At 49.8% G+C, this 13,864-nt stretch carries 11 protein-coding genes; 1 reads left to right on the forward strand and 10 read right to left on the reverse strand.

Features of this window, described 5'->3' with window-relative positions; genetic code table 11:
• Nucleotides 1–18: 18 nt before the first annotated feature.
• Both dapF and ACO9K6_RS02130 read right to left on the reverse strand, forming a co-directional pair.
• Complete coding sequence (dapF, locus tag ACO9K6_RS02125; RefSeq protein ID WP_424765868.1) at nt 19–849, reverse strand: diaminopimelate epimerase; 831 nt, start codon at nt 847–849, stop codon at nt 19–21.
• 121 nt (nt 850–970) lie between these two features.
• Nucleotides 971–3,757, reverse strand: coding sequence for a calcium-translocating P-type ATPase, SERCA-type (locus ACO9K6_RS02130; RefSeq protein WP_424765869.1), 2,787 nt, complete (start codon nt 3,755–3,757; stop codon nt 971–973).
• 178 nt (nt 3,758–3,935) lie between these two features.
• Here ACO9K6_RS02130 and ACO9K6_RS02135 point away from each other — a divergent pair, with 178 nt between their 5' ends.
• Complete coding sequence (locus ACO9K6_RS02135) at nt 3,936–5,678, forward strand: Rqc2 family fibronectin-binding protein (protein ID WP_424765870.1); 1,743 nt, start codon at nt 3,936–3,938, stop codon at nt 5,676–5,678.
• Between the two features lie 15 nt (nt 5,679–5,693).
• Here ACO9K6_RS02135 and ACO9K6_RS02140 read toward each other — a convergent pair whose 3' ends face one another.
• From ACO9K6_RS02140 to ACO9K6_RS02175, 8 genes are all read right to left on the reverse strand, one after another.
• Nucleotides 5,694–6,662, reverse strand: coding sequence for a MerR family transcriptional regulator (locus ACO9K6_RS02140; RefSeq protein WP_424765871.1), 969 nt, complete (start codon nt 6,660–6,662; stop codon nt 5,694–5,696).
• A complete protein-coding gene (locus ACO9K6_RS02145; protein WP_424765872.1) occupies nt 6,659–7,537 on the reverse strand; it encodes a PHP domain-containing protein in 879 nt (292 codons plus the stop codon). Before ACO9K6_RS02145 ends, ACO9K6_RS02140 begins: the two co-directional genes overlap by 4 nt.
• Complete coding sequence (locus tag ACO9K6_RS02150; protein WP_424765873.1) at nt 7,528–8,439, reverse strand: selenium metabolism-associated LysR family transcriptional regulator; 912 nt, start codon at nt 8,437–8,439, stop codon at nt 7,528–7,530. The genes ACO9K6_RS02145 and ACO9K6_RS02150 overlap by 10 nt, the downstream gene beginning before the upstream one ends.
• Nucleotides 8,440–8,571: 132 nt before the next feature.
• Complete coding sequence (locus ACO9K6_RS02155) at nt 8,572–9,009, reverse strand: hypothetical protein (RefSeq protein ID WP_424765874.1); 438 nt, start codon at nt 9,007–9,009, stop codon at nt 8,572–8,574.
• Between the two features lie 205 nt (nt 9,010–9,214).
• Nucleotides 9,215–9,478: a YlbG family protein gene (locus ACO9K6_RS02160; RefSeq protein WP_424765875.1), complete on the reverse strand. Its 264-nt coding sequence runs from the start codon at nt 9,476–9,478 to the stop codon at nt 9,215–9,217.
• Nucleotides 9,479–9,507: 29 nt separating this feature from the next.
• Complete coding sequence (locus tag ACO9K6_RS02165; protein WP_424765876.1) at nt 9,508–9,996, reverse strand: YlbF/YmcA family competence regulator; 489 nt, start codon at nt 9,994–9,996, stop codon at nt 9,508–9,510.
• Between the two features lie 69 nt (nt 9,997–10,065).
• On the reverse strand, nt 10,066–12,108 hold the full coding sequence (locus ACO9K6_RS02170; protein ID WP_424765877.1) for a helicase-associated domain-containing protein: 2,043 nt from the start codon (nt 12,106–12,108) through the stop codon (nt 10,066–10,068).
• A gap of 17 nt (nt 12,109–12,125) precedes the next feature.
• Entirely contained in the window at nt 12,126–13,808 is a 1,683-nt protein-coding gene (locus ACO9K6_RS02175) for a DNA repair helicase XPB (RefSeq protein WP_424765878.1), read from the reverse strand.
• Nucleotides 13,809–13,864: the final 56 nt, after the last annotated feature.

Consider the following 13,864-nt stretch of genomic DNA (forward strand, 5'->3'; position numbering starts at 1 on the left):
ACCCATCTCATGTTGCTCTTACACTGTACCGCGGAAGGAAACAGCTGCAGGTCCAGTCATATAGACATGATTATCTTCCTCATTCCATTCAATGAACAGATCGCCGCCTTTGAGCGATACGGTAGCCGTCCGATCAGTAGCCCCGGTCAATACGGATGCAACGACTGTTGCACAAGCCCCGGTGCCGCAAGCCAGAGTCGGCCCTGCGCCACGCTCCCAAACCCGCATGTCCGTGTGCGTGCGAGATTTGACAGTTACAAACTCCACATTTATTTTACGGGGAAATAGCGGATGCGTTTCAAGCTTTGGCCCCCAAGTGTTCAAATCAAAGTTCACGGCATCGTCTACATAAATGACGCAGTGAGGATTGCCCATCGATACCGCCGTAAACCGAAACTCGCGTCCGTCCACCTCGATCGGGTGTTCAATGACACGCTCAGCATCAACCGTTGTCGGCACCTGCAGTCCGTTCAGAATCGGCTCTCCCATATCGACACGCACGCTCTCAACCTTGCCGTCTTGAATAGTCAACTGTACCTTTTGAGCGCCAGCACCGAGCGTTTCAATCGTCATTTCTTCCTTATCGATTAACCCATTATCATAAACATATTTCGCCACACAACGAATCGCGTTGCCGCATTGCTCTGCTTCAGAGCCGTCCGAATTTATGATGCGCATACGGAAATCCGCAATTTCCGATGGGAGAATGTAAACAAGCCCGTCTGCGCCTATTCCAAAAAACCGATTGCATAAATCAATAGCCAGCTCCGCCACATTGTTTGGAAGCTGCTGCTCTCCTGCAATGACAACAAAGTCATTACCAAGGCCGTTCATTTTCGTGAAATTCATATGAATGCTCTCTCCTTGCTTCATCTACCAGTATAATAATAGCTATGATTTTTCCTAATAGCATACCGCAAAGCAAGGAGAAACGCTATTCATAATTTGTATCAACATTTGCATTTTTACGTTATCTTGCCGCCGTTTGCGGGCCTAGCGGCCAGTTTGTTTTTGTTTTGTTTTTCTTAGAGGCGCCGAGCACGCTGCCCATTCCCATGAGGAAGGTTGGTATTCCGGCGGCAACAAATACGAGACACCACTCACGAATGCCGATTGGCACGGTTTTGAAAATCGGCTGCAGCGCTTCGATATAAAGCACGCCAAGCATTAGCAGCAAAGACGAGATAACCGCAAACACCAAGTATTTATTTTGAAGCGGATTGCGATGAAAAATCGAACGCGAGCTACGGCAATCAAATACGTGAATCAGTTGAGCCATGACGAGTGTCGCGAAAGCAACCGTCTGCGCTTTGACAAGCTGATCCGCGCTTCCAGGCGCCTCGTGCAGGGTCAGCCAGAAGGCTCCCAGCGTACATACGCCGATCAAGATCCCGCGGCTAATAATTTTCCAGCCCAGTCTGCGCGAAAAAATGCTTTCTTTCGCCGAACGAGGCTTTTGCTGCATCAAGTCCTTCTCCGCCTGGTCTACGCCAAGTGCCATTGCCGGCAAGCCATCGGTAACGAGATTAACCCATAATATTTGAATCGGCACGAGCGGTAGCGGTAGTCCTGCCATCATCGCCAGAAACATAACTAAAATTTCACCAACATTAGACGCTAATAAATAACGGATAAATTTGCGAATATTTTCATAGATGCCCCGGCCCTCTTCAATTGCCGCGACAATCGTCGAAAAATTGTCGTCGCTCAACACAAGCGCCGAAGCCTCCTTCGAGACATCCGTCCCTGTGATACCCATCGAGATCCCAATATCAGCCGCTTTGATGGCTGGAGCGTCATTCACCCCATCGCCGGTCATCGCTACGACATGCCCCTGGCGCTGCAGCGACTTTACGATCCGCAGCTTATGCTCCGGCGAAACACGGGCGTATACATAAATTTTGTCAACCAGCCGGTCGAGCTGCTCATCATCCATCGCCTCCAGCTGCTTGCCGCTCATTGCGATGCCTCCGCGCGGCATAATGCCAAGCTGGGCGGCGATCGCTTCCGCTGTTAACCGATGATCCCCGGTAATCATAACCGTCTTAATTCCAGCGCGGCGGCAGGTCGCAATCGCTTCCTTAACCTCGCGTCGCGGGGGATCTATCATACCTGTTAAGCCTACGAAGACCAGATTGTTCTCCACATCGCCTTCCGTCTCGCATGCGTCGCCGGCGCGGAGATCACGATAAGCAAGTCCCAATACGCGAAGCGCAGACTCCGCCATCTCCTCGCCCGCTTCTGCACATTTGCGCTTAAGTGTCGCCGTAAACGGTACAACCTTCCCATCCCAAAGCACGTAGCTGCAGAGATCTATCAGCATATCCGGCGCACCCTTCGTACAGATCAGGCGGCCTCCCTGATGCGTAACAATAACCGACATCCGCTTTCTCTCCGCATCGAACGGAAACTCCTTCTCGCGCTTGTACAGCAGCTCCAACGATTTTGCCGAAGAGCCCAGCTTAGCGGCCAGAACGGCTAACGCTCCCTCAGTTGGATCTCCTTTCAGCTGCCATTCTTCCTGGGGCTCCTTGCTTTTCCGTTTCTTGGCGGGCTCAGCAGTCTCTACCTTTACAATCTCAGCATTATTGCATAATGCGCTAACCTGCAGTAGTCGTTTGATCGACAAATCAAGCTTGGTATCAAGCGTTTTTCCATCCTGAGAAATAGATCCGACCGGCTCATAGCCCTCCCCGCTTACCTGCAGCCGTCTGCCGCCAATCCATACATGCGTGACCGTCATTTTATTTTGGGTCAGCGTTCCTGTTTTGTCTGAGCAAATAACGGAGGCGCAGCCGAGCGTTTCAACAGAAGGCAGCTTCCGCACGATCGCCTTTCGCTTGATCATGCGCTGTACGCCCAGCGCAAGCGCAATCGTCACGATTGCCGGCAGGCCTTCGGGAATAGCAGCTACAGCGAGACTGACTCCTGCAAGGAACATGCCATATGCAGGTTGTCCGTGCAAAATCCCTGCGACGACTACCATGACCGTCAGACCAAGCGCTACGACGATCAGAATTTTGCCAAGCTGTTCCAGCCGATGCTGGAGAGGCGTCTCCATCGATTCGGTCTGCTCGATTAAGCCGGCAATTTTCCCCATTTCTGTATCCATTCCCGTCCGGATAACAAACCCTTTCGCTGTTCCTCTCGTGAGCATCGTACCCATAAATCCAATATTTTTCTGATCGCCAAGCGCCATCTCAGATTCAGAAATGACAGCAGCGTGCTTATTGACAGGTACGGATTCGCCTGTTAACGCCGATTCCTCTACGTAACAGCTGTTTGCTTCAAGGAACCGCAAATCAGCAGGAATGCGATCCCCGCTTTCCAGACATACGATATCGCCTGGCACGAGCTCCTTGGCCGGTATCGTCATTAATTGTCCGCCGCGTATGACCTTTGCCGATGGAGAAGATAATTCCTTTAGTGCGCGCAAGGATCGCTCCGCTCGAAACTCCTGCGCGAAGCCAAGCATGGCGTTCAGCACAATAATCGCCACAATCGTGATCGCGTCCAAATATTCGCCGAGCAATCCTGAAATTAAAGTTGCGCCCATCAGCACAAGCACCATAAAATCCTTGAACTGGTTCAAAAATAACATAATGGGCGATACGCGCTTGCCTTCCGACAGCTCGTTTCTGCCGTGCTTCTCCAGCCGCTCCGCCGCCTCCGTAGCCGTCAGACCTTGATCAGGGGAGCTGACTAATGTGTCAACCAGCTCACTTGTCCCCATTTGATGCCATTTCATTTGTTCCATGGTATAACTCCCTCCCGTGATAGGCCGAGCCAAGCAGCAGCAACGCCAGCCCTTCGGACAGCCCTTCTAGGATAAATGTATTCGGACAGCCTATAAAATATCCCAACAAGCACTTAAGTTTTTGTCCGAACTATGGCATGATAGAGAAAGACTTATCAGGAAGAGAGGAACAGCTACCATGGCATTAGACGGTATCGTCACTCATGCAATAACACAGGATCTGCAGCGCGCTGTAGGCGCACGTATACATAAAATCCATCAGCCTACTGATCATGAGCTTGTGCTCAGCATCCGGGGAGCGGGAATGCAGGGCAAGCTTCTCCTGTCCGCTAACCCGACTTATCCGCGGGTGCATTGGACGACCGGGAGCTATGTCAATCCGATGGAGGCGCCCATGTTTTGCATGCTGCTCCGCAAGCATTGCGAAGGCGGCATGATCGAATCGATTAAGCAAATCGGACGCGAGCGCATTATTCATATCGAGGTAAAGCACCGCGACGAGCTCGGTGATTTATCGAACAAGACGATCGTGATCGAAATCATGGGTCGTCACAGCAACATTATTCTAATGGACCCTGCAACAGGGATCATTCATGACGGCATCCATCATGTTACGCCGGCCATAAGCAGCTTCAGAATCGTACTGCCTGGCAGCAGCTACACAGCTCCGCCTGATCAAGGAAAAACAGATCCACTTGCCATCGCGAGCGAACAGCAATTTGCGGAGGCGCTCAGTGCTAAGGACGAGACCGTCCCGCCGCACAAGCTCCTTGTCGATGCGCTGAGCGGCTTCAGCCCTCTCCTTGCCAAGGAGCTCGTTCACCGGACACAAGCAGAAACCGGCGAGCCGAGCCGCAAGGAGCTTTGGGACACCTTCTCAAGCTTCATCGAGGAGGTAAGGGCGAATCGTTTTACGGCTGTCATTAAGTCTGATATTGAAAGCGGAAAAGACTATTTCTCCATTACGGAGCTGACTCATTTACACGGTGAGAGTACCCATTTCGCTAACATTAGCGCATGTCTTGAGGGCTTCTACGGCAACAAGGCCGAACGGGATACCGTTAAGCAGCGCGCCGCCGACCTCATCCGATTTGTTCAAAATGAAAAGGCAAAAAACGAAACCAAAATCAAAAAGCTTGAGGAAACATTAGCTGTCGCGAAGGATGCCGAGAAATATCGCGTCCTCGGGGAGCTTCTTACCGCCTATATGCATCAAATGAAACGCGGAGATCAGTCCATTACACTGATTAACTTCTATGACGAGGAGCAAGCGGAGGTAACCATTGATCTGGACCCTCAGCTTACACCTTCCGATAACGCGCAGCGCTATTTCCGCCGTTACACAAAGCACAAAAACAGCTTGTCCATCGTCGAAGAGCAAATGAGCCTGGCCCTTACAGAGATTCAATATTTTGAATCCTTGCTGCAGCAGCTGGACAAGGCTTCTCTTGCCGATATTGGTGAAATTCGGGATGAGCTTGTCGAGCAGGGCTATATGAAGGAGCGCGGCCGCCGCGGACCGAAAAAGAAAAAGCCGCTCCGTCCAACGCTGATATGCTTCACCTCGTCCGAGGGCGCTGCCGTTTATGTGGGCAAGAACAATACCCAAAATGAATATTTAACGAATCGACTTGCTTCTCCCTCCGATACCTGGCTGCACACGAAGGACATTCCAGGCTCACACGTTGTTATTCGCGGCAGCGATTTCGGCAATGCTACGCTTGAGGAGGCGGCGATGCTTGCTGCTCATTACAGCCAAGCGCGTGATTCCAGCTCGATCCCAGTGGATTACACTACGATTCGACATGTCCGCAAGCCTAACGGCGCTAAGCCCGGCTTCGTTATTTACGACAATCAAAGAACGCTGTTCATCACACCGGACGAACAGCGTATTAAATCGCTTGCTTTCGAATTGAAATAATAAAAACACGGCTTCTTATTCCATAAGAAGCCGTGTTTTTATTTTTTGGATGGCGCTCTTGCCGTCTCCTGTAATCAAATGGACTCGCTTTGTCCCCTCCAGCAGCCCATCCTCCTGTACGGCCCTCCCGCCGATGAACACATGCGTGGCCAAATTCCCCTCCTCGATTTGCTTGTCCAGCTCAACCAAAAATGGAATAGACTTCTCCAATTGCTTCACGATCGAGTAGCTAAACGTGAACGCAACTGGCCTATGGCCGTCCAAGCAATCAAACATGCCTTTCTCTGAAGGAGAGGGGCCCAGGTAAATAACTTTAAAGCCTTCCTGCTGGGCAAAGAAACCAAAAATCAAGATGCCAAGCTCATGTCTCTCACCGGGACCGCAAGCTGTCACAAGCAGCGGGCTGCCGTCAGCCGGTCGGAATAAACTGCGAATCGCAAGCATTCGATCGCGAATAAAGTGACTTCCGAAATGCTCTTGGTATTCGGATATCTCCCCCCGCGCCCAGCGCTCACCCAGCTCTACAAGCGTCGGCTCTAATATATTCAGCAAAAGATACTCCAAAGGATGAGTGGCAAGCAGCTGCTCATAAAATCGTTGAGCATTAGCCAAATCGAGCTCCGTAAAGCATTGAAGCAAATGCTCAATCGGCTGATTCCAATCATAGCTGTTGGATAGGCTAGTCTCTTGATTTTGCCACTGCTCCAGCTTGCCCGCGGTGCCTTCTCTTTCGATTGCCATATCCAGACCTTCTCGCCTATTGCCCTTCCATTCCAGAACCGCCATCCCGATCGGAACACCCTTATCCGCTTCGCGCTTCAGCCACAGCAGCGTATCGATGTCCTCTTTTGTATAGCCTCGATAGCCGTTAGCCATTCTTTGCGGCGCAACGGCCTCATAACGTTCCTCCCACTTGCGTATAAGCTGGGTGGACAAGCCCGTGCGCATGGCTGCCTCTTTGATCGTGTAAAGCCTGTAAGTCATTTCGAACTCCCCCATGAAGATCGGAGCTGTTGCAGAACGTGAACATCTACGCTGCGGCTCCCTACTGCACCATGAAATATTTGTCCGTGTCGAACGCCATGGAAATCAGAGCCTCCGGTAACGATAAGCTTATATTGTCTCGCAAGCTCAGCGTATCTTTTCTCTTCCTCCGGTCCATGATCAGAGTGAAAAACCTCGATCCCTTTTGCGCCATGCCGGACAAGCTCTTCTACAAGTGAATCATTTCCGTATAGTCCAGGATGTGCAATAATGCTCGTTCCGCCGGCCTCCTTAATCCACTCCATTGCTTCATAAGGATGTACGCGAGGAGGGTTGACATAGGCCGCCGCATCTGATGCCAAATACCGATCGAAAGCCTCTTGCATGCTGGCGACAACTCCCTTCCGAACGAGAACCTCCGCGATATGCGGACGTCCGATGCTAACTTCAGCCGCTGGCAACGAATGGCTTGTATCGCTTCCATGAGCGGCAGCCACTACGTCCTCCATAGCTATTGTGATCCCAAGGTCACGCAGCTTGTCTACAATCATTTCGTTCCGGCGTTCTCGTGTACCTCGCAGATCGGCAAGCCTGGAAAGCCACTGTCCATCCTCATTATTCGTATAATAGCCCAGTATATGAATATCAATTCCTTCCGCCACCGTGCTAACTTCCACGCCTGGAACGACCTGGATGCCGATTCGTTCCCCTTCAAGCATGGCTTCCGCTACGCCGGACACGGTATCATGATCCGTGATGGCAACAGCTGATAGCCCTGCCGCCTTTGCCAGTCGGACATTCTCCGCCGGAGACTGCATGCCGTCCGAAGCGGAGGTATGGGTATGCAAATCAGCTTTTCCGTTTATTATAGCCATTGCTGCAAATCCCTCTCTCTCAAAAAGGTTAAGAAGGTAACGGCGGAAATAGGCAGCAAAGCGGACTTTAAATAGATGGAATAGAACTTACGCTGGAACTTCGTATCCGATATTTTAATCATACGAATTAATCCTAGCGTAACCTCATGCTTCACGGAGGATGAGGAGATGAATGAAATACCCAGCCCTGCCTCCACCGCAGATTTAACTGCGCCGGTGCTTCCAAGCTCCATAATGATTTTCATTGAAGCAGGATCGATATTTTTCTTCCTAAGCTGCTCCTCCATCACCAACCGGGTCCCAGAGCCTTGCTCCCTAAGCACGAACGGATACTCCATAACTTCCTCCAGCGTGACCGAGGAGCGGTCAGCTAACGGATGATTTTTAGAGACAATAAGTCTAAGCTCATCGCTCATTACCGCCTCCATATGCATATCCGGATGGTTGACGGGTGCCTCGATTAAGCCGAAATTAAGCTGATGATTCAATATATCCTCCATAATTTGCGAGGTGTTCATCACCTTCATGCTGATCGAGATATGCGGGTACTCCTGACCAAAGGGACCCAGCAGGCGGGGCAAAATATATTCCCCGATCGTCAAGCTGGAACCAAGCTGAAGCCTGCCCTTCAGTTGCTTCGTAAAAGCCGACATCGCTTGATCCGTATCACGAATAAGATCTATACTGCGCTGTGCATAAGGCATGAGCGCTCTTCCAGCTTCCGTCAATTCAATACGCTTCGTTGATCGCTGCAGCAGCTTAGTGCCGAAGTAATCCTCAAGGGATTGGACCTGCATCGTAACGGCAGGCTGAGTCATATGAAGAGATTGCGCAGCTGCAGAGAAGCTGCCCCGCTCCGCTACCGTATAAAAAATATGCAACTGATGAAAATTAAGAGCCATCGCAACAATCATCCTTTCTTCTATCGTTATTATACTACAAACCTTATACAAGTCGCATATACCTTATAAAAAAAGCGCACAATCTTTTCAGACTGAACGCTTTTTTTCGTTATTTTTTATAAATTTGTTATTTCATTTGCGTTTCCTGCTGCTCTTCACTAGCGTCATTCGTCTGGAATGACGCAGCCATGAATAATAGGATCTCAGGTCTCTAAGCTCGATCGTCTCGGACATTCGTCCTAGGAACGTAACAATAATCATCTTATGTAAAGGATTTCCAACAATATCCGTCTCCGTTAATGAATCAGAGAATTCTGCTACAAAAACGAGGTCGTCATCAATCAAATAAACATCCTGTTCGTTGCGATAATAAGGCTCGACCCTGCCCTGCTTCAAGCATTCCCATAAAAATTCGGCAATGTCCACGAAGCCGGTTTTCTCGCTTTCAATCCGGTCTAGCCAACGACTTTTGGCATGGTTCGTAATTACGATGTCTGCAACTTTCTTATCGCCAAGATCGATATAAAACGACTCATAAGTGCTCCATCTTCTCGTCATTTTATCCTTCATTACGAAACCTTCTCCTTCCAAGGGACCAGGGCTTTTATACTATATTAAAATTCATTTTACCATGATTGACCGATAATACAACATTAAATTAAAATCAGGCGAAATATGTTAGTATTTGTATAAAAACAATAAAAAAGACGCTTCTTAGCGCCTTTCTCGCGCCAAGAAGCGTCCATCTATAGAAGAGGTGACAGCTTTTTAATGGTTATAGCGTATAAAATCTCGTTTTGTCCTCGAGGTCTTTGCTGTATTCCGTCTTAATTTCATTCCGGTATGAACGTTCGATCTTCCTGACGTAATGCAGCTTCCCCATCTGTCTAACGGATTCCTCCGAGCGGTCCGCGTTCATATACATAACGACGTAATGCATCCTGCGCGACATATAATGAACAGTCCCGAATCTCTCAAGCGACCTTGCCGCCTTCAAATCACTTACCCAAACAATATAACCCGTTCGATCCGGTAACATCTCTTCCCTCCTAATCGATTTGCCGCCCGTTAGCCGCAGCCGCCGCTTCCGCAGCTGCATGATCCGCCGCTTCCACAGCCGCCGCCGGCGTTCTCGTTGCTCGGCACTTTAATATTGTCAGATACCGACTCAGCAATTGCACGAGAAACCTCGTAAAGCATCCCATCTACAACTTGCTCCGCAAGCTTATAGCTGCGCACGCTTTCGATCTCGCTTAGCTCGCGTTCAATTTGCTTTACCTTATCCTTCGCGGCATTATAATCGGGATGAAACCGACCAAAGCGTTCACATTCCGCAAACAACTCTTTCGCCTTCGCAAATTGCTTCTGCAGCTGCTTCACTTCTTCATCCTGATCCACAAGCGATTTCCAATATAAATATTCGGCAACCTCTGCCGACTGATTGATCAAATCTCCTAATTCATAAGCGCTAAGCAGCAACGACGCCATATCGAGCGAAGAAACGCCGCCTTGCGGTTGCTCCAACGGAACAGCCGATAACCCTTCAGCAACTGGCATTTATCCACCTCATTTCAATTCGCTAACATCTACACTATCATATCATATTCATTTACAAAATAGATAGGATCATATTTGCTCAGATTGTCCGGGTAGGACAAGCCGCATCTCTTCCCACATGTCTGGTGTAAGGCGTATCAGCTCTCTTTCCTGCTTATTACGCAGCTTACCGATAACAGCCCAGCCTCCCTCCTGCTGCTCGAGCCTCTCCGGCACGAATGACCGAAGCTCATCATCCATGCGAAGCTGAACAGGCGTTTGCCATGCCAGAGCGCGCTCAATCATCTCTTTCCTTGTTGAATGATGATAACTGCGCAGCTGTTTCATCCACATAGCCGGAACTTGATCTTTCTTATAAAACGACTTCGTGCGCGTATTTGCATCATTTTCGGTTATTTCATACTGATGAAGAGGATAATGCTCGTAAATATACATAACAGTTGATCGCGAGCTGTCCTCTGGCAGCAACTGCAGCGAGTCTGAATAAGCCGCTTCGTCAGCTGCCTTCATCATCGGATAACGTATTTCCTCCACCGAGGCTGAAGATTGTATTCCTTTGCGCGGCGGATACCCCGCCTGCTGCAGCAAGCGCCTAATCTCCAGCACATCGGTCTTGCTCACAATGAAATCCGAGACACCGAGCTTGAATAAACGCATGGCAGCAATTTCCGGCACCTTCTCAACAAGCTCCGCCATCTGCTCATTGTCGCATCGCAGCAATACGACCTCCGCGAATTCAGTACGGCATGCACGTCCCGTCCACAAGTCAAGCATCGCCTCGACCATAGCCGGCAGCCGCTCTCCTCCTGAGGCATGAACAAGAAAATCACGAATAGACTTTAATGTCCTTCCATGCTCCAATGCGCGAGTAATCGTGGCTGCCTCTATTTTGTATACAGCTACCTGTTCATCGGATATTCGTTCGGCAAGCAATTCCAGCTCCCAACAGATAATGTACGGACATTCCGGCTCAACGATAAGCTCGCCGTTTGGCTGTACATGTATAAACGGAGGGCTCCCATTGGATAGATCGTTGTGAGCAGCCCCGATCACCGCATTGCTTTTCCACCTGTATAACAGCCTCTCCGTATCTGATCCATCGCAATCAATGACATCCATCCAACCAAGACTATGGAACAAACTCAGCCAGCAGGACAGAGCTAATGGATCACGTCCGGTTAATCCCTCAGACAACTTGATGGAGGCCGCTTGGCTCCATTCGTTGAGCATATGATCGGAGTACCATAGCCCTTTCTCTATTCCATATAGTGCTGCAGCTGTATGCGAGCTTACGGATCCCGCCGGCATGAGCAGACCCAGACACCAATCCATCAGCTGCTTTTCTCTCACATCGCTGTTAAGCAGAAGCCAACGGCGGAGCCTTGCCTCGTCCCACTTTAATTGCCCTTCGACCCTTTGAATCAGACCACACGCAGTGCCTGCCTCCAGGATGAAAGCCGCCTTTAGCGGATAATGTTCCTTATACGACCACTTTAGCTCAAAAGGCAGCAGACACTGTTCATCGAGATCTGCCGCTTCCGACAGCTTAGCAATCGTCTTTTTGGCAAGGACTCCCTTTAACGTTAATTCCATTCCGCTTTTGGCGAGGACACTGAAAGCATACAACAACTGCTTGCTGAACGGGATGCGATTCGATCTTATTTTGCCCTTCATTAACCGGTTGCGATCATGAACTGAAATTGTCTCCCCGGTAAACGGAAATAAGACGTTTTGCCATATGACAAAACATTCGACCGGCATGAAATAAATACATTCTCCCCAAACTTTGCGAACAGAAAACAAAATGCCGGCATCAATCAGATCAGCCAAACCCCATCGGCACTCAGCTCCTGATAGTACGGTTTGATGGTGAAGTGTAGTTAAAAGTTTTTCTTCATCAACAGGGACTGCAGCGAATGATTGCAGCATTTGCTTTAATACCAAAGCCGCTTGCGATGATAACCGTTCAGCCGCCGCTTGGATGGACATCTTATCTGTTATTGCCTCCTGCCAAGACAAGCCTTGCTTCAGAGCATCACACCAAGCCGGTGCCTGAAGCATACGTTCCTTCTGCTCATCGCTCAGCTTGTCTAGTAATTGCTGCTTGTTCATTGTTCTGCCGCCTCCTCTCAAGCATGTTCGGTATGAGTCCAATGGAGCCTCTCATAATGATAGCCCTGCTCTAGCATGAACAGCTGTCTTCTCATCGCGAACTCCATTTCCTTCGTCTCATCCGTCACGAGCGTATAAAACCAAGCTGAATTATGTCCTAACTTTGGCCGCAGCAGCCTCCCGATTCGCTGCGCTTCCTCCTGCCGGGAACCAAAGCTGCCCGAAAGCTGTATAGCAACCGAAGCATCAGGAAGATCAACCGCAAAATTAGCAACCTTGGAAACAATTAGCACTGGTATATCGCCAGCCTTAAATCGCTCATACAGCCGCTGCCTCTCCTGCTGTGGTACTGCGCCAGTAAGAACGGGTGCCTTAAGACGATCACCAATTTCATGAAGCTGAGCTAAATATTGACCAATAATAAGAGTTGGCTTACCGGCATGCTCATTTAATAAACGCTGTACGATAGCTATTTTATCCGGATTTTCGGCAGCTATCCGCAGCTTAGAGCGCGCGCTTGCTTCACGATATTGCTCCTTCTTATCGCGCTGCAGCGGCACTCTTATTTCCGTACAAGATACAACAGCGATATGCGAGCCCGCTTCCGCTGTCTTCCACTGCATGTCGAACAGCTTCGGTCCGATTAAAGAATATACGTCTTCGGCATAGCCATCCTCACGCACGAGCGTGGCCGTAAGCCCCAGCCTTCTTGTTGCTTGAATATCAGCAGTTCTCCTGAATACAGGCGCAGGCAGCAGGTGCACCTCGTCATAAATAATGAGTCCCCAATCCCGCTCTGAAAATAACTTCATATGAGCGAATGACTCATCCTTCGATTTCCTATGCGTCAGAATGCTGTAGGTTGCAATCGTAACTGGCCGCACCTGCTTCAAGGCTCCGCAATACATGCCAATCTCGGAATCCGTCAGTGATGTTTTATCGAGCAGCTCGTCTCTCCACTGCTTGACCGATGTCATATTCGAGGTCAATATAAGCGTCGCGCTGCTTATTTTTGCTAATGCTGCTATACCGACGATCGTTTTTCCTGCGCCGCAAGGGAGCACCACTACACCGCTTCCGCCCTGAATGGTCCCTACTGCAGCAATAAGCTCGACGGCCGCTTTCTGATAGTCCCTTAATGCGAACATCTTGCCCTGCACGGTTTGGCTGCGTATCTGTACAACAAGCTCCTCACCCGCAAGATAGCCTGCCAAATCCATTACCGGAAACCCTAAACGCGTCAGCTCCTGCTTAATAAGTCCTCTGCAGCCTTCCTTGATTTCCAAAACTTTACTCTCAGTATTTTCTCGAACCCACTCGGCCACGGACGGATGAACATATAACTCCTCCATTAATTGGTGGTCACCCTCTAGAAACAGCTTTCCGTCTCGCGTGATTAAATGCAGCTTGCCATACCTGCCCATGAGCCTGCGTATCGTCACTTCAGCCTGCAGCGGCAGCTCGTACCTGGCATGCTCAGATAACCAGCCCAAAATATCATCTGCGCTAATACCAGCAGCAGCGCTTTGCCAGAGAGATAACGGCGTCATACGGTACGAATGGATTACTCCTGCCCTGCTTACGGCATCTGCGAATCGTATTAGCTTATCTTTGGCTTCCTCCGCACCGCCCTTGCTCACATCCAGCAGCACCGTTAAATCCGACTCCACGACTAAGGGTCGCTCTATGCCTTCGCGCATCTTGTTCCTCCTGATATCCCAGATATATTCGGCTCTTCCAGCATGCTTCTTTTGTC

It is taken from the genome of Paenibacillus praedii, assembly GCF_049725345.1.
Lineage (GTDB): Bacteria > Bacillota > Bacilli > Paenibacillales > Paenibacillaceae > Pristimantibacillus.

What these genes read in the sequence shown, in the direction of transcription:
- ACO9K6_RS02130 (WP_424765869.1), bottom strand. Translation starts at nt 3,757, where the DNA reads ATGGAACAAATGAAATGGCATCAAATGGGGACAAGTGAGCTGGTTGAC.
- ACO9K6_RS02150 (WP_424765873.1), bottom strand. Translation starts at nt 8,439, where the DNA reads ATGGCTCTTAATTTTCATCAGTTGCATATTTTTTATACGGTAGCGGAG.
- ACO9K6_RS02145 (WP_424765872.1), bottom strand. Translation starts at nt 7,537, where the DNA reads ATGGCTATAATAAACGGAAAAGCTGATTTGCATACCCATACCTCCGCT.
- ACO9K6_RS02165 (WP_424765876.1), bottom strand. Translation starts at nt 9,996, where the DNA reads ATGCCAGTTGCTGAAGGGTTATCGGCTGTTCCGTTGGAGCAACCGCAA.
- ACO9K6_RS02160 (WP_424765875.1), bottom strand. Translation starts at nt 9,478, where the DNA reads ATGTTACCGGATCGAACGGGTTATATTGTTTGGGTAAGTGATTTGAAG.
- ACO9K6_RS02175 (WP_424765878.1), bottom strand. Translation starts at nt 13,808, where the DNA reads ATGCGCGAAGGCATAGAGCGACCCTTAGTCGTGGAGTCGGATTTAACG.
- ACO9K6_RS02135 (WP_424765870.1), top strand. Translation starts at nt 3,936, where the DNA reads ATGGCATTAGACGGTATCGTCACTCATGCAATAACACAGGATCTGCAG.
- dapF (WP_424765868.1), bottom strand. Translation starts at nt 849, where the DNA reads ATGAATTTCACGAAAATGAACGGCCTTGGTAATGACTTTGTTGTCATT.
- ACO9K6_RS02170 (WP_424765877.1), bottom strand. Translation starts at nt 12,108, where the DNA reads ATGAACAAGCAGCAATTACTAGACAAGCTGAGCGATGAGCAGAAGGAA.
- ACO9K6_RS02140 (WP_424765871.1), bottom strand. Translation starts at nt 6,662, where the DNA reads ATGACTTACAGGCTTTACACGATCAAAGAGGCAGCCATGCGCACGGGC.
- ACO9K6_RS02155 (WP_424765874.1), bottom strand. Translation starts at nt 9,009, where the DNA reads ATGAAGGATAAAATGACGAGAAGATGGAGCACTTATGAGTCGTTTTAT.